Raw genomic sequence first — 19,089 nt, 5'->3', positions numbered from 1 at the left:
AATATCAGTACTATATTCTGATATGCTTCTACTACTTAAGAGAAGTAGAAACTTTGCTAAGCTACAGTAGTATTTTTGTTTAGTCTATTTATTTAAGCGTTAAGATTCATTCCTACTCTGTAAATATAAGAATGATAACCATGGTGGATCGAAATAAGCTATTCAGCAAAACGATCTTACTGCCTTTGTTAGTGCTATTCTCATTTCTTCTCAGATCGGTTTCCCTGTCCGGGATAGTCACGGAAGGAAGATTCATGTTCGTGGGAACTGATGCCTTTTACCATATGAGAAGGGTGCTTTATATAACCGAGAACTTCCCGTCGTCTTTTACGTTTGACTCCTATCTTAATTACCCTTCAGGATTCGAGCTTGGATGGCCACCTTTATATGATCAGGCCATTGCTCTGCTTGCCTTGGTACTGGGACTGGGAAATCCCGATACCGGCACCATTGAATTTGCAGGTGCTATTTTCCCGGCACTTCTGGGAGCTTTGACCCTGATTCCACTGTACTATGCAGCCTCTGCGGTTTTTGACAAAAGGACGGCTCTTATCAGCGCTGCAATCCTTTCCCTGATCCCGATAAACCTGTCAGTTACAATGGCAGGCGCTACGGACCATCATGTGGCAGAGATATTCCTTTCCACAACCGCCTATGCATTCTTCTTACAGGCTCTGAAATATGGCGGAAAAGCGAACCTTTCCATATCCGATATCAGAACAAAGGGTAAAGAACTGCTGAACCGGTCAGATCCTTCAGGCAAAGCCATGCTTCTTTCAGCTGGCAGTGGATTTGTGCTTGCAATTGCGGTTTTTACATGGCTTGGTTCTCCGATATTTATCGGACTTATTGGTCTGTTCGTCTTTGCCCAGCTTACAGCATCACTCAAACAGGAGCGGTTTTCGGAACACGCCCTGATAATATCGGTCACAGCTCTGCTGACAGCTCTTGTAATCGTTATTCCCTTTATTGCAACGGTCGTCCGCCCTGGAATGGAATTCAGCGGAATGTTCCTTTCCTGGTTCCATGCTGCATACATTGCAGCGATCATCATTGGCATCCTTGTGCTGGGAATTTTAGCAGGATATGTGGTTTCGAAAAAGCTGAACTGGTATTACTATCCTTTGATAGTTGCCGTGCTAACGGGTGTTGGGATTGTGATACTACGTTTCCTGTCCCCGCAGTTCTATGATAATACCATGGGAGGGGTTCTCTACCTGCTTGGCGATGCTACGGCAGTTCTTGGAACCATATCAGAAGCAATGCCGCTTTTCTATGATAATGGTTTCACACTGGAACCTCTGTGGAAAACATTGTTCATATTCAGCATCACAGGAATAATAGGCCTGGTGCTGAGTATCTTGAAACTGCACCGTGACAGGTACATGCCTGAGATGGTATTTTTCATGATCTGGTCGCTTGTGGTCATTGTGCTGACCATTTCCCAGAGACGGTTTGCATACCTGCTTGCGGTGAATGTTGCCATGCTTTCCGGATTTTTCATTAACATGGCCTATGTGAGCCTTGCCGGAAGCAGGACAGGATACAGGACCACGAAACCGGCATCCGGAAAAAAGAAATCAAAATCAGGGAAATCCGCATCCAGGGCAGCTAATACTTCGGCTTCTGTGAAAGAGCCCACAGGAGCCATGCTGGAAGGAACCACAACTCCAGTACTTTTAGCCATTCTTGTGCTGATACTGTCATTTGTACTGTTCACACCTGTGTACAGTCTCGTCTCACATCCGGGAGTTCCTGACTATGACTGGCAGGAGTCTCTTATATGGCTTGGTGCGAACAGTCCTGAAACATCGCATTATCTTGATCCATCCTCAGAGCCTGAGTACGGTGTTATGAGCTGGTGGGATTACGGTAACTGGATACTCTATATTTCCAAAAGACCTGTTGTTGCCAATAATTTCCAGACGGGACTTGAGGCTTCGTCGCGTTTTTTTGCGACTGCCGATGAGTCGGAATCCAACTCCATCCTTGATGGTAATAATGTAAAGTATGTTGTTACCGATAACAAGATGTATGCCACCAAGTCCAGTGCAATCTTTTCCATCGCAGGAGAAGAATACATGATGGGGCAGAATTTCGATTCCTTCTATAACAGTCTGGATATGCGGAAAACTACTATTGCAAAACTGCACATACTTGACGGTTCACACCTTGGAAGGCTGCGTCTTGTGCATGAATCCCCCAACAGCCAGATGAGCCTTGTCTTTAATGAGGATGAGGAGGAAGGCACACCTATTAAGAATGTGAAGGTATTCGAATATGTGGCCGGAGCGAAGATATATGGCTCGGCAGAGCCTGGAGACCCGGTATACGCCAGGGTAAGGGTGACTTCCAACCAGAACAGGCAGTTCATCTACGAAAATATGGCTATTGCTGATGAGTCCGGATACTACGAGATGCGTGTGCCTTATTCCACAAACGGCGACATTCCGGAGATAAGCACAGACCCTAACTTCGTGGTATTCCTTGAGAATGCGACCGTTGTACGGGAAACTGCCGTCAGTGAAGAGGATGTTATGCAGGGTAATGAGATACAGGTGGATCTGGTGTAGTTTTATCCTTGCATTTTCTTTTTTCATCTTTACTGACCTCTCTGTTAATTACAGGCACCTGCGGTCATGTTTCTGAAATACGGTAAGTCAGAACTTCGCTCTGTTTATCCAAACGCGTTACGTATAAGTAGCAGAAAATAAATGTATTCCTTGAGCACAAATGATGGCGACTGATGTATAAAGTGGAGGCGGGGTCAAAAACATTAAATGTTTATTTGATAACGAGTGATAATATGAGTCCAGGCGAGTTAGAGGATAAAAAGGTCCTAATGGTTATTGCACAGAAAAATTTCAGGGACGAGGAGTTCCTTGAGCCAAGAGAGATCTTTGAGGATATGGATATGGATGTTACCGTTGCAAGCAACAGCACAAAAGAAGCTGAAGGTATGCTTGGCAGGAAGATACAACCTGATCTGAGTATTGATGATGCGATAGTAGCTGACTATGATGCCATTGTGATAGTAGGAGGTGGCGGTTCAAGGGAGTATCTCTGGCCAAATGAGAAGCTTCATGAACTTGTAAAGGACGCCATTGAACACGAGAAAGTTGTCGCAGCAATCTGTGTATCTCCTGTTATCCTTGCCAGGGCCGGAGCACTTGAAGGTAAGAAGGCCACTGTTTTCAAGGATGATGCCTGCATCAAGGAACTCAAAAAATCAAAGGCTACCTATGAGGATGAGGACGTCATAATCTCGGATAACGTTGTAACAGGCCGTGATCCGAAATGTGCTGAAAAGTTCGGTGAGGCCGTACTGGAAGCTCTTTCAAAGATATAAACGCCGGCCTATGCCGGCATTTTCCCACATGATGATTGAAAATACTTCAAAGACTGCCTTTTAAGAAAAACTTTTGTATTAATCTAAATCCTTTTTAAGATATGCAATCCGACTACCACGATAAAATCAACATTTTTCTGTACAACAGCAACGGACTGCGCCGCCTGCGGCGGATGGCTATATTGCTCTTTGTTTTCCGTTGGCTTTTTTTGTCTGATGATTTAAAGCCGGAAATTAATTAGGTCTTTGTCAGAACAGTTAAACTTCGACCTCCATCAGATCTGATGCTATTATGACCTCTCCGTCAAAGTGCTGCTTTACATGATCGACTGCTTCCTGTTCGTGTCCCTGCATATGGGGATAGAGGTGTATAAAATACAGTTTGCTTACGTCCAGTGTGACACGGCTCAGTACATCTGTGAACATGTCAGGTGTGGTGTGCATTGTCATCTCAAAGCCAAGAGGGAATGAACATTCGTGTATCATGACATCAGCCCCGCCTGCGAACCTGAATACCGGTTCCGATGGTTCGGTATCACCTGTGTAGATCACGGCCTTGTTTTCGCATTCCACGCGATATGCCAGTGATGGAGTACTGTGAACCGTGGGTGTGCATGTGATACTGAAATCGGTGCCATGGGGTGTGAATCTCTCGCCTCCGGTGAGTTCGGTGATCTCGACCTCGAATCTGTCCTTGAGGTAGTCGTATGTCTCCATGACCTTACCAAACCATTCCTGTGTTCCCTTCGGACCGAAGATACGCATATCTGTCTTACCCACGAGCCAGTTGGCCTTGAGCAGTGCCAGCACATCCCCCACATGGTCAAGATGGAGGTGTGTCAGCACGATATTATCGATATCCGTATGATTATAACCCGCTTCCACTATCCGCCCGAGAACACCGCAGCCGCAATCGAACAGCACCGGTTTTCCATCCGTCTCCATGATAAGCCCGGACTGCACCCGTCCGACCTGGGGTATCCCGACACCAGTTCCAAGAAATCTCATCTTCATAATTGCTATAATAAGGCTTAAGTAACTTAATTGTATTTATCAGGTGTTTACAACTACGGACAACATATACTATTCTAAAAGCGAGGGTTGCCCAGCTGGTCAAAGGCGCTGGACTTAAGATCCAGTATCGAAGGATTTCGTGGGTTCAAATCCCACCCCTCGCACCTGGTTTTTGGGTTATAGGTATCCTGAATAATAGATACTCAGAATTTTAGGAAGTACTAATTTTTTCAACTAAATTTATGCATTTTATAATTATCATGCATGTAGATATAAAAACAACATTTTTAAAGTTGGAACTACGATACTGTATACAGTCAATAACGATTTAATGTGATTTAAGTGGAAAAATGTTCTAATTTTCAAAATAATATTATTGTATTTTCAGTTATTTTGCTTATCCTTAGTAATAGTGGATGTCTTGCTGAGTTAAATTCACAAGAAATGAATCGAAATGATCCTTCAAGCGATATCGTAATTATTTCAAGTATTTCTGATTTGAGAACTGTCATTGAATCGGATTCAAGTGGAACTTTTAATCAAGAATTAATTAATTTGTTATCCATCATTGAAAATCATGATTCTACTTATGAAAAGGAAATGGCTTCACAAACTGCATATTCTATTTCATTAGAAATGGAAAATTATGGTTTACAACCTTTGGATGTTAAACTTTTAGAAGAGTATAACAATTATGAATCTGAGATGAAGCGGGTCAATAGAGTTATTGATGTACTTAACGAAAATATGGATTATGATTTTGAACAGATCCCACTGGATAAAGCTTCACACACTAAGTTCATCCAACTTATAAACAAAGGTGAAAGATATTTACCAGTAGTTGATTCATATAATGAGTTGCTGGAAAGCTCTGATTTAGTTCTTGAAGATAGAAACAACGCTGAATATGTAAAAAAATTTTATATTTGTGCTTTTCTACTAAGTGTAGATGTATTATTGATTGAGACTGGTGGTATTCACAAAAGCGTATTCAAATCAGTTGGATCTTTAAATACAGAATTAAAATTAATGAAATCTGTTCCATATTTAGGTTATAGTGGATATGGCTTATTGCTTAGCACAATTTATTGGTCTATTAGGGGATATGTAGAGGGATTTAAAAACGATATCTTTGAAGTTATTCGAGATGGGTCATCCGAAGACATTCTTAAACAATATTCGATTACACTTTCCCAAGAGTCATTGACTAATAAAGTAAATGACACAGAGACAAAATTGGAAAAATGGTTTTGAACTTATTTTAATTCAGATAATAAACAGTTAATTGTATCTTTCGCCTCATTAAACAGTTTGAGAGCATTGTTCTTCTTATTTGAGTTTAATTGCATTAAATCGTTAAGGTTATCGAAAATAACTCGATTCTGATTAGAAGGATGAGTTATAGATATTATTTTTACATTTTTGTGTGCTGATGCTTTATCTTTTTTCCAGTATTCTATTTGATGGAATCTGCGATCCTTTGAAGGTGTATCAAGAAAAATAATTAATTTTAAATTGTCGTTTAATCTAAAATGCTTAAAAAGACATCCAATTTCGTCTTTTACATTTCTGAAGACTTTTTCAGGAGGTTCGGCACTTCCTTTAACTGGATGGATTATTGCACAATTAAATGCTTGAGTTAATTGAATTCCAGAAGTTAAACTATCATCCAAATTATCAAACATAGCATTCCAGCTTGTTTTTGGGTCATTTGTTTCCCAATATGGAACAATTTTACTTAAGTAATCAAATAAACCTATAGCAAGCAAATACTTGAAGAGATTATCTCGCATGTCATTTGCGTAAATAGATGATAGACAAGCTTCATGCAATGATTTACCATTTTTCAATGCTTTTACAAAATCCTTATGACTTTCTTTAGATGTAGTTTTTCCACAAATAATCACATAAGGATTATCAGGATAATTTCCTACGGGAGAATAGTTAATAAAGTATTCACCAATTTCTAATGGAATTCGTATTTCTGCTGTCGAATTATTTGTGATTTTTTTAAATTCATCATGGAATATTTTTTTGTCATTAAAACAGGAAAGAGGGCAAATATCTGTTACTTGAAGCATATAATGACTCCTTTAAATAAACTTAAGATATATCATTATTAACTTATTTGTAGATATAAATGTAATATGGCTTGAAGTTCACTCTATTCATATTAATATGAGACTCAATGCATGACAATGGGAAGAACAATTTCAATTTACCTGCCAGATGCCAACCCACAACGCATTAAAATATGATTTCTTAGATTATGTTGTCTGTAGTTCTAGCTTAACAGTGGGAATAAAAGTTCTTCTGCTTTTTGGCTGACATCCTCATCCGCATCAGTAACTAATCTATCAATAAAATTGAAATAGATTTCATTCAATGAAATTATTTTGTTTTCAATAAATGCCTTTATCAAGAAAATAATTGGTAGTTTGACTCTATAATCACAATGATTTAGGGACCAATCAATAAAATCAATTATTATCTTTTCTGGAATTATTTTCTGTTTGTCTTCTATTAATTTGGCTAATTGTACATGATCAATTTTTACATCTTCAATAAGTTTATTTAAGCAAAATGTCAAATTTTGTTTGTCTAACAAATCTATATTTATAGATAGTGATTCTAAGATGTTGAACCTGATTATACGATCCTCTTCTTTTATCAAATTGATTATAGCAGATTCATAAATATTAGGTGGAAGCCTTGTTTCGGATAAAAGTAGTTGTGACATTTTTCTTTTAGTATTAATGAAATTACAATCTGAAAAATATATAATTAGACTTTGAATTTCAGAAGGTAACCGATTATAGTAGTCCAACACAAAGCTAATTGGAGTTTGTAAAAATTCATTGCTTCCTTTCGTAGCTAAAATACATAAAATATTTCTTTGGAAAGTTACATCGAAAAATTCATAATTTTGTTTAAAAATATCATAGACTCCTTTATTTATTTCAACATTATTATCATCTGCGAGTTTTTGCAATGAGTTCTCAATCCCTCCCACACTCTTCAATTTCCTAATTACTGTTATTGCTTCCTGCCTTAAATTCTTGTCCTGATATTCTGAAAGTATCTCTATCATTCTAACATAAACTTTCTGAGAATCTCCATTTTCCTCAGTATCTTCTAATAACAAAATAATATATTCTGTTGCACCCATTAAGTTTCTGAAATCAGAAATAGTTTCTACAACTTGTTTAAATTGAGTAAGCAAATCCTCATCATTAAGAGTACCATACTTTTTCAAAAAATACCGTGCTATGACATATTCAAAAAAAGCCTCATAAGTAAATCCTATTTTGTTTTCTTTTGTCCTACTATCAAATTCTTTGTAGAGAATTATATTTTCACTAAGCACCTTGCTAAAAGTGGTTTGCGGTTCATCGGTTGTTTGGTCCGTTACCTCTTCAACTTCGGTTTCGATTAACTCAGCTTTTTTCTGAGTTACCATAGCATCAGCAATACTAAATAAGAAATTCTGAGCTGCTCTTTTTTCGCCTGTGCCATCAAGTTTTTTGTCCCAATAATTATTAAAAATCTCTATTCGCTTAATATCTTGTTCGGGGACTTTACCACCTTGATAAGCTTCACTAAAAAACCTCAACATTATTGGTTGCCTACAAATACTAACAATTTCCTCTGAAATATCTCCATCAAGTTTAAAGTACTCTTTATAACGTGCCCAAGCTTCCTTAAATTCTTCATCGCTAAGAAGAGAGAGATTAGGCTTTTCAACATCAAAAATACAATTCTTGATTTCGTTTTCAGTTTCAAAAAAACGCCAGTCTATATCACGACAACTTACTATAAAAGCAATATTTTTGTCCTTATTGTAGCTTAAAATATTTCCTAAACAAACTCTCATTAAATCTAAATTCAAGCATTCATTGATGGCATCTATAAAGAATAGAGCAGTTATATTTTTAGCCGAGCATGTTTTTTCTAAACTATCTAAAACGTTTTTTGAATTTATACTTAAGATTTTAGTGAAACTATCTGTAACGCATTGTTCAATGTCTTTATCGGTTAGCAACATTCTGCTACCATTAAGAAATAATACAGGGTATATTTCTTCATATTTTTTGCTGAGATAGCATAATTGATTTGTTTTTCCTATGCCTGCCTCACCCATTACAAAAAAACAATTTTTAATAGGAATTGGTTTTAAATATGGAGTTTCTTTTATTAGTTTCCTCTCATCAAGTAATTGTTTTTTACTTATATGAGGATACTTTTTCATTGTTTCTTGATTTTGAGATCTTATTATTTTGTTATGCTCTTCAATTTCTCTGTTTTTTACTGGAAGGTTTTTGTTGTATTCTCTGTTATTGTTAAGCTCTTTAAGGAATTGCTGAAAATCATCGTCATATTTTTTCCTGGGTACAAAAAGTTCTTCAATATATTTTGCACTTATAAACTCAACTTCTTTTTTGTGTTGTAGCTTACAAACCCTTTTAAAAAAATCATATTGGTCTTCTATTTGCTCATTTCCCATTGCTTGAGCTATCCAATCATTATCTTTTTTAATTTCTACGACGGCTTTATCTATTTTTTTTAGATAGCTTATTTCAAGATAATTCCTTAAAGTCGGATTCGCTTCTATTTTAGATTCAATAATTTGAAACAAATCAATCAATATAGATTCAACATCTTCTGATAAAAAATCATCATCAAACATTATTGAAAATTGATTTTTAAGATCACTAAGAAACTTCTCAGCATCGGGATTTCTTAGATAATCAGTAATAGCTTTTTTAACCCCCTCATCTTCAAGGAAATTTTGGATATGGTCTATTTCTAATTCGGGATATTTATTAGATAGTTGCTCAATAGACTCCAAATAAATGCCAAGGGCTTCAGGGTGACTTTTTGTTATTTTTTTTGCCGTGTCATACAACACAGCACTCACTAAATTAAGACATAAAACCTCAAAAATAACCATTTTTTATCTCACATATGTTGGTTACATGTATTAACTATTTACTAATTTATAAGGCTGTGGTAAATCTAAAAAAGTATATACAATTATTTTTAGGTTGAATAACTTTACAGAATTAGATAATAATTAAATCTAATGTTTGATTAATTACACAGTTAGAGATTTATCATTCCATCATTTACATTTTTCACTAAACACCAAAGTAAAAGAAAAATATTCAAAATAAACTATAATCAGCCATGGGCAACAAGTTTTTCCCACTTATCCAGACGTTCTTTATTATGAGCATTAAGAGTAAAAGGCGTATCTGCTTTCGCATTTTTCTTCATGAATGCAATGTTCCTTTTGAAAAGCCTAATTTCTTCCAATCAGAATATGAAATACTGAGTATTTTCTGTCTAATGTCGCTTGTATCCTGTCTCTTTGTCTCATATTGAGGCTCTACAAAATTTGTCTCCTGTCTCTTACCAACTAGATACTGAGCTAATTCCCTAGTTTTTAGGAACATGACATAACTCCACATTGACATATTCCCTTTGTAGATAACTCTCTTGTTGAACCATAGATTGATTTCTTCAGTTAGTTTCTTAGCCCCAGTGGGCCTCAGGCGCAAGGAATAATTTTCGGTTCTAATGAAATCCTTGTTTTCCATGCAATCTCGTTCTATGAGACTTAAAACTGCAAAATCCACTAAGAACCTGAAAGGTTCTTGCAGGTCGTAGGCCAGACTATTCTTTCCAGTGTTCATTTCATGCAAAAAACCTACGTGAGCATTCAAGCTGAACTATTATTGCGGCATTCACTACAAATACACAGAATAAACCTTTCATTCTCTCCAATGCTCCGGCTTATTCAAAGCATCAGCACAAATAACCTTGCCTTTAACTTTATCACTAGATTCTGGGTTTAAAGGATATACCATCCATGCACCTGCGTGTTCTTTCGGAATCGGATAAGGTGCATCAAAACCCATACTTCCGGCATCCTGCTTAAATCCGTACTTTGGATAATAACTTTCATGTCCGAGAACAAATACCATTTCAGCGCCAATTTTTCTCAATTTCTCCAAACCTTCATTGATCAACATTCCACCTATTCCTTTTTTTTGATGTTGTGGTTTTACTGCAAGAGGTGCAAGAAGGTAAATTAACGGAGATGTTTTTCCATTTAAAGTTGCTTTTGTAAATAAAATATGTCCAACTGCTTCATCGTTCTTAAAAGCCAACAACGATAAAACTGGTGCTGCGCTTTTGTCTTCAAGAAGTTCCGATACTAAGATTGCCTCCTTCTCATAACCAAATGCTTCTTTTTCTACATGCATTACATCATCAAAATCAGATTCTTTTGCTTCCCTGATATGAATATCATCTTTCATTTTTATCATTAGTAATAATGTATGATTCATTTAAAGGCTTTCCAGCCTTTCCCTAACATGAGCATTCAAACTAAAAGGCTTATCAGCTTCGGAATTCTTCTTCTTCTTCTTCTTCTTCTTCTTCTTCTTCTTCTTCTTATAGTGTGAAGTACCTTTTGTGAACCCTATTTTCTTCCATTCTGTATAACTGATGATAAGAATCTTCTTCCTCAATAGATCGGTATCGTCTCTCTTCCCAATGTAAGCAGGTTTGCTGAATTCAACAGATTTCCTCTTGCCTACTAAGCATTGAGCTAATTCCTAGCCTTCAACAAAAGAACACTTCCACAAGTAGTATTCTTTTTCCTGTACTCAACTTTGGAATTCATCTAGCATTGAACTCATCTGTGAGCTTCATCTCATGCAAGAAACCAACATGAGAATCAAGACAAACTGTGTTAATGGCTCTCAGACATTCAGCCTCAAGCAGCGAGTAACCATAATTGAGCATAACATTAGTTTTATCACCTGCTCCTGTTCCTTTTGAGTCTCTGGATCATTTAATTGTTCATCAGTAACAGATCACTTATTTGCATTCTTCTGAAAAATGTAGAACGCATAACCATATTCATCCGGGCGTTCTCTGAAGAGTTTTATCTCTCTTCTATTAAACTCAAGTATCATTTCTGCCTCAGTGTTTCCTTTATAGCTATCACTGATTTCATCAACTCTTTTTTCCAGATTGTCATAAAACTCGTACCAGACAGAAACTGGCAGTTTAAAATGATCAATGACATCATATCCTGCTGCCGTGATAACTTTTTCAGTGTCAGGTATGTTCATGATACCAGGATATATTTCCTGCCAGAATTCAACAGCTTCCGGAGAAGGTTCGTCCGTGAACCATGTATTCTCTGTCACTGCCATATAGCCACCACTTTTCAGGAACTGTTTCCAGTAGCTGATTCCCTTTTCAAAACCAAGGATAAAGATGGAGCCTTCTGCCCAGATTACGTCGAATTCTCCTGCTTTAAAGGGAAGTTCATCCATGGAAGCACAAACTGTGGTGATCCTGTCATCAAGGCCTTCTTTAGCTGCATTTTCCATCAGTTTATCCAGAAAAGGCTGGTAAATATCAGTTGCAGTGACATGACAGTCCTTGCAGATACTGGCAAGGTGTATCGTCTGCATACCTACACCACATCCAATATCAAGGATCTTAGTACCTGCAGGAAGGGAAGAAAGCATATTAAAGGCTCTTTCAGTACATTCGTTACTACCCGGACCCTGTCTGGGTAACCCATCAAATATCTCAAAAATCGGTGATTCCATTTTCGCACCTATACTCATCATTTATGTTGCTTGATATGGATATGTAATAAAGTCAATATGACTTTTTGGCAATTACATTGATACTTACAATTTTATATGTTCAAGCAGTGATTCTTAATATCACGCAGAATAAATAACGATTTTACTTTACAATAAACTCAGAAGTAGTGAAAAAAATGGATGAAAAGTTACTTGCAAATATCGGTTTAAACAAATATGAGAGCTCCGTTTACTGGACGCTTTTGAAAAAAGGAGATCTGGAAGCAAGTAAATTATCACAGCTATCACGAGTTCCCATTGGAAGAATCTATGAGATCTTAAGGAATCTGAACAAGTATGGCCTTGTGGAGATAAAACCTTCAAGGCCACGAAAATACAGGACCGTTGATCCGAAAATTGCTTTTGAGCTAATGTACAAAAGAAGAGAAGAAGAAGCACTCAATGAGCTCAAATTGCTCAGGGAGGCATTTGCTGAAATTGAACGGCAACTTTCCAGTGACGATTCACCAAAGCAAGTTGAAACAATATTCTGGCCCGACAAGTTCCATGATGATGAACTAGAAGAGACAGTTAATTCATTTTTTGAGGACATTGAGCATGAAATATGTGTTGTTACTCCCAGTAAGTATAAGCCAGGAGTATCAGAACAATATGATGATTCAATGTCAGTATTCAGCAAGGCTTACTTAAATTTGGCACAGCGTGGTATTCATGTTAAAATTCTGGATTCTTACTCTCAACTGTTGCCGGCAATAAAAGAACTTATTAATTCAATTGAAGATGAATCTGTGAAGAATCGTTCTAAGGAGTTCCTGGAAATAAGAATCCTGGAAACAAAGCATGATTTCGTGATCTTTGATTCAAAGATCCTCTTCCTTGATATTGAAGATCAGATTGACGCAGGTACTAGTCTCGGTATGACTCAAATTCATGATGAGTCATATACAAAGCGTTTCAAGGCTAAATTCGACGACCTCTGGACTAAGGGGAAGCAATTCAATTTTACATGAACTTGTCCGGGTTATGAGCTTCTTATTGATGCCTGCTGGTTTGTAACCACATTAATTGTTGCATAATACTTTTAGAATGAACTGCAATTTGATTGATAACAAAATAATTTTAAAGATTCCAATTTTTTCTTGTTAACTACATACTCATAATAGTGTGAGCGTTTGCATAAAAATATCTATTCGTTCTCTACATGTTTCCAGTACTTGCCACAATGCTCTTGTGCTTCTGATTCGTGGTTGCATGTGTGTTCGTCTTTTGCCAGTGTACACTTTGAATAAAAATCGCACCGCGTCAAGCGATTGAGTAACCCCATATGTTCATCTCCCGTGTGTTATCTACTCAGCGTTTAAACCAATTAATAAGTTACTAAAAAAAGTATATATAAAAATTGAATTTTTCTTACTTACCTGAGATTCTAAAAAGTTATTCTAAGAAGTATGATTTTCTGAGATACATAACGTGAAATCTTCAGATAATATACCAGCACTCTAAATCTCATCCAGTTTTTCCTTTATATCTTCAACTGTTCTCCTTATATCTTCGAAATCTTTCTCTAGTCTTGCAAAGCGCTCGTTGTTTCCTGAATCCACCAAATAAGATCTGTTGATAAGAAAGAATGCCAGCCCGACAATTATAAGAATAACAAGTATGTTCAAAAGCAAGCTCCAAAAAGAGTCATAAGTCCCATATACACTGCAGCCCATCATTATGCTTCACCTTCTGTCAAACTGTTCCTAAACAGAATATAGGAACAACTGTCTATTTATACTTAACACACTCCTTAAGATCAAAACATGATAGCAAAGAAGTTATCATTGCCTTCATAGGGATTATAGGCTTTATCAGTAGAATCGAAAGGAATTTATACCATTCTACGGTCTGGATGATTTGAGTTTTGACGGTTCTAATTTATCTGGAGCAGATCACATACCTCAGTAATCTATTGAAAAACACGTGTGTAAAATCATATATTAGAATTAAATGAAAAGGGTACACGAATCAAAATTATTGTCTGTAGGATTTGCGCTATAAGGAGAGTAGCAAAAGTCTTTCTTAAAGCTTATATCACATAAGAAATAAAAATTGAGATATGGCACGTATAATGAATATTTTTTTGCTGATGGCACTTATAACAGTATTAACAATTGCATATATATCCCCTGCCTCAGCACAAAATGAAATGGAATGCCCTCCGACTATTGAGGGGCTCAACGAGTGTATAAATCATCATTACTCTCAAGGTGATATATCTAACCAAGGAACCTATAATAGCCTCTTGGCTAAAGTAGATGCAGCTCAGGCGGCGAGAGATAGGGGACAAGTTGATACCGCGAGCAACATCCTTAATGCATTGATCAAACAGGTGAGTGCACAGAGCTCTAAAAATATAACACCTGAGGTTGCCAGCCATATAATACAACATACACAGATAGTAATCGAGAATTTGTAAAAACGCTTTGTTAAGTCTTTATTTGTCCTGATATGAGAACTCAGGATGAATCTGACTATTCAGCTTGCTACTGTCTGTCCATGAACGTTAATTCCATCGAGATGGAGATGTCTGCTCATTAACACAACCTAAGAGCAAAAAATAAGAGGAATATCGTTCATTATCTCATTTTTATTGATGAATTCTTGAGCCCTCTTCACATCAAAAACCTGTTTATCAATATTGTTTGCTCACTTACCAATGTAGACAACCCCACCTTCTTCCATTCAGAATAAAAAACTCAATATCTATACACTTTCTCACCGGAAAATTCTCTCAAACATCGCTAAAACATTTCAAAAAAGCTATATCCTATCATTGATAAACGCCCATTCAAATCAATCCAAACACGATGGAATATTATGTTATTGAAAATTGCTGCAACAATTATCCTGCTGCATGGGTTAATTCATCTGTTCGGTGTCATCACTTTCTGGAAGATCGGTTTGCATGAGCACTATTCCACTAAAGTTCTGGGTGGTGCGATGGATATCGGAGAAAAAGGGGTCTATGTGCTGGGCTTTGTCTGGCTGGTGGCAACAATCGCTTTTACCATTGCAGCTTACGGTATGTTCACGGATCAGGATTGGTGGCAAACCGGGTTATTCGCTGCAGCCACGTACTCCCTGGTTTTGACCGTGCTCGCATGGAAAGATGCCATTTTCGGCACCCTCATAAACCTCTCTATTTTGGTTGCACTGCTTCTTACGTGATGCTTTACTTTTTTGTCTGCATCAGGTCAAAATTTCGATTGATAACTTCCATTGTTTCCGTGTACTCGGCCATTGGACTAAATTCCATAAGTTCAGTACCTGCCTCCATAAACGGTACGTGACCGGGCTCCATGTAATATACCTCTCCTGCATTGACGATTTCCTCGTGGTCTTTATATTTTACCTTCATGCGGCCTTTGAGCAAATATCCCCAGTGAGGACACTGGCACAGATCATCAGGCAGGCCTTTATGCAATGGTTCCCACTCAGAATCCTTATCATAGGTCTCATATCCCACATGCATATCTCCCCATTCTGCTTCTCTGGTAATCAGTTCCTTTGATTCCATGGTCTTCGGTAAATCATTCTTTGATGCTTTCATTATTTTATCCCCCTTTCACAATTCAAGAATAAATCATTGGCATGATTTTGCCAGATTTCACCACTTAAAAAAACAAAATAAAAAGTTGAATATAGATGACTATTATTTCACAGTCAACAACTCTACTTATATACTTATTTACGGTGTACGCTTAATCAATATCATCGGCAGATACTGAATCTTTCATATAATATTCAAATACTTCCTTTCCCCATTCAAGCGCACTAGCACCAGAACAGGTCATTCTTTTATTGTCGTAATCACCTTCAAGTGTTAATAATCTCAACATTAGCTTTTCGTCAGTCAGTATGAAGGACCCTAGCTCGATTTCATCCGGGTATAGATAAACCTGAATCTCTTTGATCTCTATTATATCTGCGAGATCTAAATATTGTTCCTGCACAATTTTCTCGTAAAGCTTTTCTGAAACGATAAGAGATATCTGCGTATCCTCTTTCACAAGCTCTGTAAGAACCGGTTTGAAATCAGAAGATAGGAAATTTGTAATTATTAACAGATTTTTTGATTTCTTTGCTTCAGCCAGGAAATAATCGTCCTGATCGGATACCTGTGATTCGGATACTTCCGTTTGTGTACAGTTTTCAAGTTCGGATATCCTTTCAGAAAGTTGAGATGGAATGAACTCAAGCTTATGGCCACTCCAGTAATCATTGTCTTTTTCCATGTCTTCACATCCTTTTTAGTAACACATTTTCTTATTGATATTTACAATAACTTCTGCAGGCTTTGCTTTTTGGTAAATCTGACCTGCTAAACTACTCCCATACCATTTTTTGTGGTGGTTCATATATAAGTATTATTGAGATCTATGGGAATAGTAGGTTATAATATGAATAAAGTCAAAATTCTCGGGGTCGGATCAAGCCCCCGGAAAAACGGGAACACCGATATCCTTCTTGATAGTTTTTTAAAGGGGGCAGCGTCGAAAGGAGCCGAAACAAAAAAGGTATTGCTGCGGGATTATTCAATTGAATCCTGTATCGGTTGTGAATCCTGCAGAAAGGATGGAAACTGTACAAATTTCTATGATGGTATGCAGCTTCTTTATCCTGAAATCGAAGACTGTAAAGGTCTCATACTCGGTTCTCCTACTTATAACTATAATGTAACGTCTGCAATGAAAGCCTTTATTGACCGCCTTTACCCTTTCTACGTGTTTTCTGAGGAACGTCCCGGGCCTTACTCAAGCAAACTTGCAGATCAGGGTCGAAAAGCGCTTGTCTTTTCTGTCTGTGAGCAATTAAAGGCTGAGGAAATGGGATTTACGCTTGAAGCCCTTGCAATGCCGCTTGAGGCACTTGGTTATGAGATATTTGACAAGTTCCAGGCTACCGGCTGCTTCAGTAAAGGTGAGGTTCTTAATAACGATGATATTATTAAAAAAGCATTTTCTGCCGGCAAAGAATTTGCTGCCAGTATCCGTTGAAATATAAGCCGGTATAAAATTTTTATTCTATTCTTATTCTGAGTCTTATATCTCAATAATTGGGGTGGAATCCTTCAGGTAGAATTCAAAGAATTCGTTTCCCCACTCAAGAGCCTCCGGATTGCAGAAAAAAAGTAGCATATTGTCATAGAGACCTTCTTTTGACAGCAACCTGAAAAAATTACAATAAGCATTTTGTGTAAAGGCAATGAAACCGATTTTATCAGGATAAAGTAAAATTCTGATCTTCTCATTTTCCAGCAACAGCTTAAACTCGTCGTAATTTTCAACTCTTAATTTCTCATAGAGTTCTCTGGTTATGATTATAGTTATTTCTACACCGCTTGCGATGAAAGCTTCAATTTTATTAAAAGAATCAGGATGTATGAAAGACGAAATGATACGCATTGATTTTGATTTCATCGTAGTTTCAACAATCTTCGTATTGACTTCGTAGAAATCTGCAATGGACGGCTTTATAACTCTACCCTGGCCTAATTCATATACTCTTTCTAAAAGATGCGGCGGTATGAAGTCAATGTCATGGCTTCCCCAGTAATCGATATCAGTATCAAAAACATTTACAGTGTTCAGTAAAGGGGAAATTTTGTCGACTATCATCTCACCAATAACAGTTAACTCGTATTCATCACCATGATGATAAACGAGATGATTATCTGTCAATACCTTCAACTGCGGAAGCAAAGCCTGGCGCTTTGTTTCCATCGAACTGAGAAGCGAATCCATTTTCAGGGGGCCGTCTTTCAATAGTAGAAGAGCACACTTTCTCTTTTCAGAAGTAAATATGATGTCAATTAATGATTTACTCATCCAGGCACATCCATATAAAAATATCGAGCTACACACTGCTCTCTATAATGGAATATATGTTTGAATGTATATAAGTTAAATCTGATACAATCTTCCGTACCAGCAACATGATTGTGTTCTTTATTCAAATGGTCTGAAACCCTACGGATATAACTTAAAGTTTCAACCTGTCTCCCGGATGCGCTATTTATCTGACCAAAGTAGCAATACAAATAGTTAAATATAATAACATAAGTAATTGCCTTCCGTGTACATGTCTTTTTCTTAAAGACATAGCTCAGAACAGCTCAAGGAGGCTTATCATGCAAAAACCAGAAAATCATATCTTTATTTGTGGAAGCACAAGACTAAATGGAAAGGTACAGGGCGCGTGCCAGAACAAGGACTCACATGATTTGGTACAGATGTTTACCGAGGAAGTAATGGACAGGGATCTGGAAGGTGAAATAATGGTTACCTGGACCGGGTGTGTTGGTATTTGTGAGAAGGGACCGATAGTAATGATCTACCCACAACAGACATGGTATGGCGAGGTAACTGAAGATGATATCGATGAGATACTTGATGCAGTGGAGGAAGGTTCAGTCGTAGAAAGATTAGTAATATCCTAAATTAAATATGATACTATAAAGCGAATCGTTCAATTATCCTGAATGACTCGCTTCTTATTTACCCGACAAAAATCATTTTTTGTTCATTTTTCAAACATTAAATTATTCTAATTTCAAATATAAAATCAACCCTATTAATCTAAATAAGGACTTGATATTTTGTTTTTCTGTTGTTTCAATCAACGGGATTGATAGGATGACATGAGTAATGTTATATCCGTTTCTAAATAAGCAGAAGGTAATGACATATTCGCCTGTCTGATGAATTTGCAACAAACAGGTAATCAATAATTCAGGGATTGAGCATAATGGTAAGATTAAAATGGGAAATTAAATTAAACGGTACACAACTTGGAAAAACAAATGATTTCGTAATGATTGATGGAACCAAGTATTTCAACCGTGATTATCTGAATATGCAATATTTAAAAGAAAACGACCATCATACTAAAGATGAAAAAGGACAGATCAACTATTATGATATTGTAATTGGTGATAAAGTCTGTAAAAATGGGGCATGGTATTATACTGATTACAAAACCCATGCAAGAGATTTTAGCAACTTTGTCGCTTTTAGGAAAGATGTGGAATTATCTGTTTGATCAGTT

22 protein-coding genes and 1 tRNA gene are annotated in these 19,089 nt (G+C 37.0%); 10 read left to right on the top strand and 13 right to left on the bottom strand.

Annotated elements, in window-relative coordinates; all coding sequences use genetic code 11:
* The first annotated feature begins 131 nt into the window (after nucleotides 1-131).
* Complete coding sequence (locus HWN40_RS06640; protein WP_343044100.1) at nucleotides 132-2,573, top strand: oligosaccharyl transferase, archaeosortase A system-associated; 2,442 nt, start codon at nucleotides 132-134, stop codon at nucleotides 2,571-2,573.
* A gap of 233 nt (nucleotides 2,574-2,806) precedes the next feature.
* Nucleotides 2,807-3,349: a DJ-1/PfpI family protein gene (locus HWN40_RS06635; protein WP_176964999.1), complete on the top strand. Its 543-nt coding sequence runs from the start codon at nucleotides 2,807-2,809 to the stop codon at nucleotides 3,347-3,349.
* Nucleotides 3,350-3,607: 258 nt separating this feature from the next.
* Here the strand turns inward: HWN40_RS06635 and HWN40_RS06630 are convergent, their stop codons facing one another.
* Nucleotides 3,608-4,363, bottom strand: coding sequence for an MBL fold metallo-hydrolase (locus HWN40_RS06630; protein WP_176964998.1), 756 nt, complete (start codon nucleotides 4,361-4,363; stop codon nucleotides 3,608-3,610).
* 80 nt (nucleotides 4,364-4,443) lie between these two features.
* On the opposite strand from HWN40_RS06630, the gene HWN40_RS06625 reads away from it, so the two are divergent.
* Nucleotides 4,444-4,527 (top strand) — tRNA-Leu (locus HWN40_RS06625).
* Between the two features lie 178 nt (nucleotides 4,528-4,705).
* Nucleotides 4,706-5,617, top strand: a complete 912-nt coding sequence (locus HWN40_RS06620; RefSeq protein ID WP_176964997.1) for a hypothetical protein — start codon at nucleotides 4,706-4,708, stop codon at nucleotides 5,615-5,617.
* Between the two features lie 2 nt (nucleotides 5,618-5,619).
* Here HWN40_RS06620 and HWN40_RS06615 read toward each other — a convergent pair whose 3' ends face one another.
* From HWN40_RS06615 to HWN40_RS06590, 7 genes are all read right to left on the bottom strand, one after another.
* Nucleotides 5,620-6,444 (bottom strand): hypothetical protein, encoded by an 825-nt coding sequence (locus tag HWN40_RS06615; RefSeq protein WP_176964996.1) that lies wholly within the window; start codon nucleotides 6,442-6,444, stop codon nucleotides 5,620-5,622.
* 203 nt (nucleotides 6,445-6,647) lie between these two features.
* Nucleotides 6,648-9,314 (bottom strand): NACHT domain-containing protein, encoded by a 2,667-nt coding sequence (locus HWN40_RS06610; protein ID WP_176964995.1) that lies wholly within the window; start codon nucleotides 9,312-9,314, stop codon nucleotides 6,648-6,650.
* 322 nt (nucleotides 9,315-9,636) lie between these two features.
* Complete coding sequence (locus HWN40_RS06605; protein ID WP_246276008.1) at nucleotides 9,637-10,059, bottom strand: CRISPR-associated endonuclease Cas1; 423 nt, start codon at nucleotides 10,057-10,059, stop codon at nucleotides 9,637-9,639.
* A 78-nt stretch (nucleotides 10,060-10,137) separates the two neighbouring features.
* Nucleotides 10,138-10,716, bottom strand: a complete 579-nt coding sequence (locus tag HWN40_RS06600) for a GNAT family N-acetyltransferase (RefSeq protein ID WP_246276007.1) — start codon at nucleotides 10,714-10,716, stop codon at nucleotides 10,138-10,140.
* Nucleotides 10,717-10,899, bottom strand: a complete 183-nt coding sequence (locus tag HWN40_RS13530; RefSeq protein ID WP_246276006.1) for a hypothetical protein — start codon at nucleotides 10,897-10,899, stop codon at nucleotides 10,717-10,719.
* A 151-nt stretch (nucleotides 10,900-11,050) separates the two neighbouring features.
* A complete protein-coding gene (locus HWN40_RS13525) occupies nucleotides 11,051-11,176 on the bottom strand; it encodes a CRISPR-associated endonuclease Cas1 (RefSeq protein ID WP_246276005.1) in 126 nt (41 codons plus the stop codon).
* A gap of 71 nt (nucleotides 11,177-11,247) precedes the next feature.
* Nucleotides 11,248-11,997: a class I SAM-dependent methyltransferase gene (locus tag HWN40_RS06590; RefSeq protein WP_176964993.1), complete on the bottom strand. Its 750-nt coding sequence runs from the start codon at nucleotides 11,995-11,997 to the stop codon at nucleotides 11,248-11,250.
* 176 nt (nucleotides 11,998-12,173) lie between these two features.
* Between HWN40_RS06590 and HWN40_RS06585 the strand changes: the two genes are divergently transcribed.
* Nucleotides 12,174-13,007, top strand: coding sequence for a TrmB family transcriptional regulator (locus HWN40_RS06585; protein ID WP_176964992.1), 834 nt, complete (start codon nucleotides 12,174-12,176; stop codon nucleotides 13,005-13,007).
* 176 nt (nucleotides 13,008-13,183) lie between these two features.
* Here HWN40_RS06585 and HWN40_RS06580 read toward each other — a convergent pair whose 3' ends face one another.
* Nucleotides 13,184-13,321: a hypothetical protein gene (locus tag HWN40_RS06580; RefSeq protein WP_176964991.1), complete on the bottom strand. Its 138-nt coding sequence runs from the start codon at nucleotides 13,319-13,321 to the stop codon at nucleotides 13,184-13,186.
* A gap of 175 nt (nucleotides 13,322-13,496) precedes the next feature.
* A complete protein-coding gene (locus HWN40_RS06575; RefSeq protein WP_176964990.1) occupies nucleotides 13,497-13,715 on the bottom strand; it encodes a hypothetical protein in 219 nt (72 codons plus the stop codon).
* A 383-nt stretch (nucleotides 13,716-14,098) separates the two neighbouring features.
* Between HWN40_RS06575 and HWN40_RS06570 the strand changes: the two genes are divergently transcribed.
* Nucleotides 14,099-14,458: an FIMAH domain-containing protein gene (locus HWN40_RS06570; protein ID WP_176964989.1), complete on the top strand. Its 360-nt coding sequence runs from the start codon at nucleotides 14,099-14,101 to the stop codon at nucleotides 14,456-14,458.
* A 401-nt stretch (nucleotides 14,459-14,859) separates the two neighbouring features.
* Entirely contained in the window at nucleotides 14,860-15,210 is a 351-nt protein-coding gene (locus HWN40_RS06565) for a hypothetical protein (RefSeq protein WP_218165497.1), read from the top strand.
* A gap of 4 nt (nucleotides 15,211-15,214) precedes the next feature.
* Here HWN40_RS06565 and HWN40_RS06560 read toward each other — a convergent pair whose 3' ends face one another.
* Both HWN40_RS06560 and HWN40_RS06555 read right to left on the bottom strand, forming a co-directional pair.
* Nucleotides 15,215-15,592 (bottom strand): cupin domain-containing protein, encoded by a 378-nt coding sequence (locus HWN40_RS06560; protein WP_218165496.1) that lies wholly within the window; start codon nucleotides 15,590-15,592, stop codon nucleotides 15,215-15,217.
* 151 nt (nucleotides 15,593-15,743) lie between these two features.
* Nucleotides 15,744-16,277 carry a helix-turn-helix transcriptional regulator gene (locus tag HWN40_RS06555; RefSeq protein ID WP_176964987.1) on the bottom strand — a complete coding sequence of 178 codons (534 nt, stop codon included), beginning with the start codon at nucleotides 16,275-16,277 and terminating at the stop codon, nucleotides 15,744-15,746.
* A 165-nt stretch (nucleotides 16,278-16,442) separates the two neighbouring features.
* Here HWN40_RS06555 and HWN40_RS06550 point away from each other — a divergent pair, with 165 nt between their 5' ends.
* Nucleotides 16,443-17,039, top strand: a complete 597-nt coding sequence (locus tag HWN40_RS06550; protein ID WP_176964986.1) for a flavodoxin family protein — start codon at nucleotides 16,443-16,445, stop codon at nucleotides 17,037-17,039.
* Between the two features lie 45 nt (nucleotides 17,040-17,084).
* Here HWN40_RS06550 and HWN40_RS06545 read toward each other — a convergent pair whose 3' ends face one another.
* Nucleotides 17,085-17,870 carry a helix-turn-helix transcriptional regulator gene (locus HWN40_RS06545; protein WP_176964985.1) on the bottom strand — a complete coding sequence of 262 codons (786 nt, stop codon included), beginning with the start codon at nucleotides 17,868-17,870 and terminating at the stop codon, nucleotides 17,085-17,087.
* Nucleotides 17,871-18,172: 302 nt separating this feature from the next.
* Here HWN40_RS06545 and HWN40_RS06540 point away from each other — a divergent pair, with 302 nt between their 5' ends.
* On the top strand, nucleotides 18,173-18,481 hold the full coding sequence (locus tag HWN40_RS06540; RefSeq protein ID WP_176964984.1) for a (2Fe-2S) ferredoxin domain-containing protein: 309 nt from the start codon (nucleotides 18,173-18,175) through the stop codon (nucleotides 18,479-18,481).
* Between the two features lie 308 nt (nucleotides 18,482-18,789).
* Complete coding sequence (locus HWN40_RS06535) at nucleotides 18,790-19,083, top strand: DUF427 domain-containing protein (RefSeq protein WP_176964983.1); 294 nt, start codon at nucleotides 18,790-18,792, stop codon at nucleotides 19,081-19,083.
* The last annotated feature ends 6 nt before the right edge of the window (nucleotides 19,084-19,089 follow it).

It is taken from the genome of Methanolobus zinderi (assembly GCF_013388255.1).
In the GTDB taxonomy this organism is placed as follows: Archaea; Halobacteriota; Methanosarcinia; order Methanosarcinales; family Methanosarcinaceae; genus Methanolobus; species Methanolobus zinderi.
The sequence above is the reverse complement of the archived record's forward strand: the minus strand, read 5'-3'. Positions and strand labels throughout refer to the sequence as shown.

Bases quoted from the DNA above. Each gene is read 5' to 3' on its own strand.
- HWN40_RS06640 (WP_343044100.1), top strand. From the start codon at position 132: ATGATAACCATGGTGGATCGAAATAAGCTATTCAGCAAAACGATCTTA.
- HWN40_RS06635 (WP_176964999.1), top strand. From the start codon at position 2,807: ATGAGTCCAGGCGAGTTAGAGGATAAAAAGGTCCTAATGGTTATTGCA.
- HWN40_RS06630 (WP_176964998.1), bottom strand. From the start codon at position 4,363: ATGAAGATGAGATTTCTTGGAACTGGTGTCGGGATACCCCAGGTCGGA.
- HWN40_RS06615 (WP_176964996.1), bottom strand. From the start codon at position 6,444: ATGCTTCAAGTAACAGATATTTGCCCTCTTTCCTGTTTTAATGACAAA.
- HWN40_RS06610 (WP_176964995.1), bottom strand. From the start codon at position 9,314: ATGGTTATTTTTGAGGTTTTATGTCTTAATTTAGTGAGTGCTGTGTTG.
- HWN40_RS06605 (WP_246276008.1), bottom strand. From the start codon at position 10,059: ATGAACACTGGAAAGAATAGTCTGGCCTACGACCTGCAAGAACCTTTC.
- HWN40_RS06600 (WP_246276007.1), bottom strand. From the start codon at position 10,716: ATGAATCATACATTATTACTAATGATAAAAATGAAAGATGATATTCAT.
- HWN40_RS13525 (WP_246276005.1), bottom strand. From the start codon at position 11,176: ATGCTCAATTATGGTTACTCGCTGCTTGAGGCTGAATGTCTGAGAGCC.
- HWN40_RS06590 (WP_176964993.1), bottom strand. From the start codon at position 11,997: ATGGAATCACCGATTTTTGAGATATTTGATGGGTTACCCAGACAGGGT.
- HWN40_RS06585 (WP_176964992.1), top strand. From the start codon at position 12,174: ATGGATGAAAAGTTACTTGCAAATATCGGTTTAAACAAATATGAGAGC.
- HWN40_RS06580 (WP_176964991.1), bottom strand. From the start codon at position 13,321: ATGGGGTTACTCAATCGCTTGACGCGGTGCGATTTTTATTCAAAGTGT.
- HWN40_RS06575 (WP_176964990.1), bottom strand. From the start codon at position 13,715: ATGATGGGCTGCAGTGTATATGGGACTTATGACTCTTTTTGGAGCTTG.
- HWN40_RS06570 (WP_176964989.1), top strand. From the start codon at position 14,099: ATGGCACGTATAATGAATATTTTTTTGCTGATGGCACTTATAACAGTA.
- HWN40_RS06565 (WP_218165497.1), top strand. From the start codon at position 14,860: ATGTTATTGAAAATTGCTGCAACAATTATCCTGCTGCATGGGTTAATT.
- HWN40_RS06560 (WP_218165496.1), bottom strand. From the start codon at position 15,592: ATGAAAGCATCAAAGAATGATTTACCGAAGACCATGGAATCAAAGGAA.
- HWN40_RS06555 (WP_176964987.1), bottom strand. From the start codon at position 16,277: ATGGAAAAAGACAATGATTACTGGAGTGGCCATAAGCTTGAGTTCATT.
- HWN40_RS06550 (WP_176964986.1), top strand. From the start codon at position 16,443: ATGAATAAAGTCAAAATTCTCGGGGTCGGATCAAGCCCCCGGAAAAAC.
- HWN40_RS06545 (WP_176964985.1), bottom strand. From the start codon at position 17,870: ATGAGTAAATCATTAATTGACATCATATTTACTTCTGAAAAGAGAAAG.
- HWN40_RS06540 (WP_176964984.1), top strand. From the start codon at position 18,173: ATGCAAAAACCAGAAAATCATATCTTTATTTGTGGAAGCACAAGACTA.
- HWN40_RS06535 (WP_176964983.1), top strand. From the start codon at position 18,790: ATGGTAAGATTAAAATGGGAAATTAAATTAAACGGTACACAACTTGGA.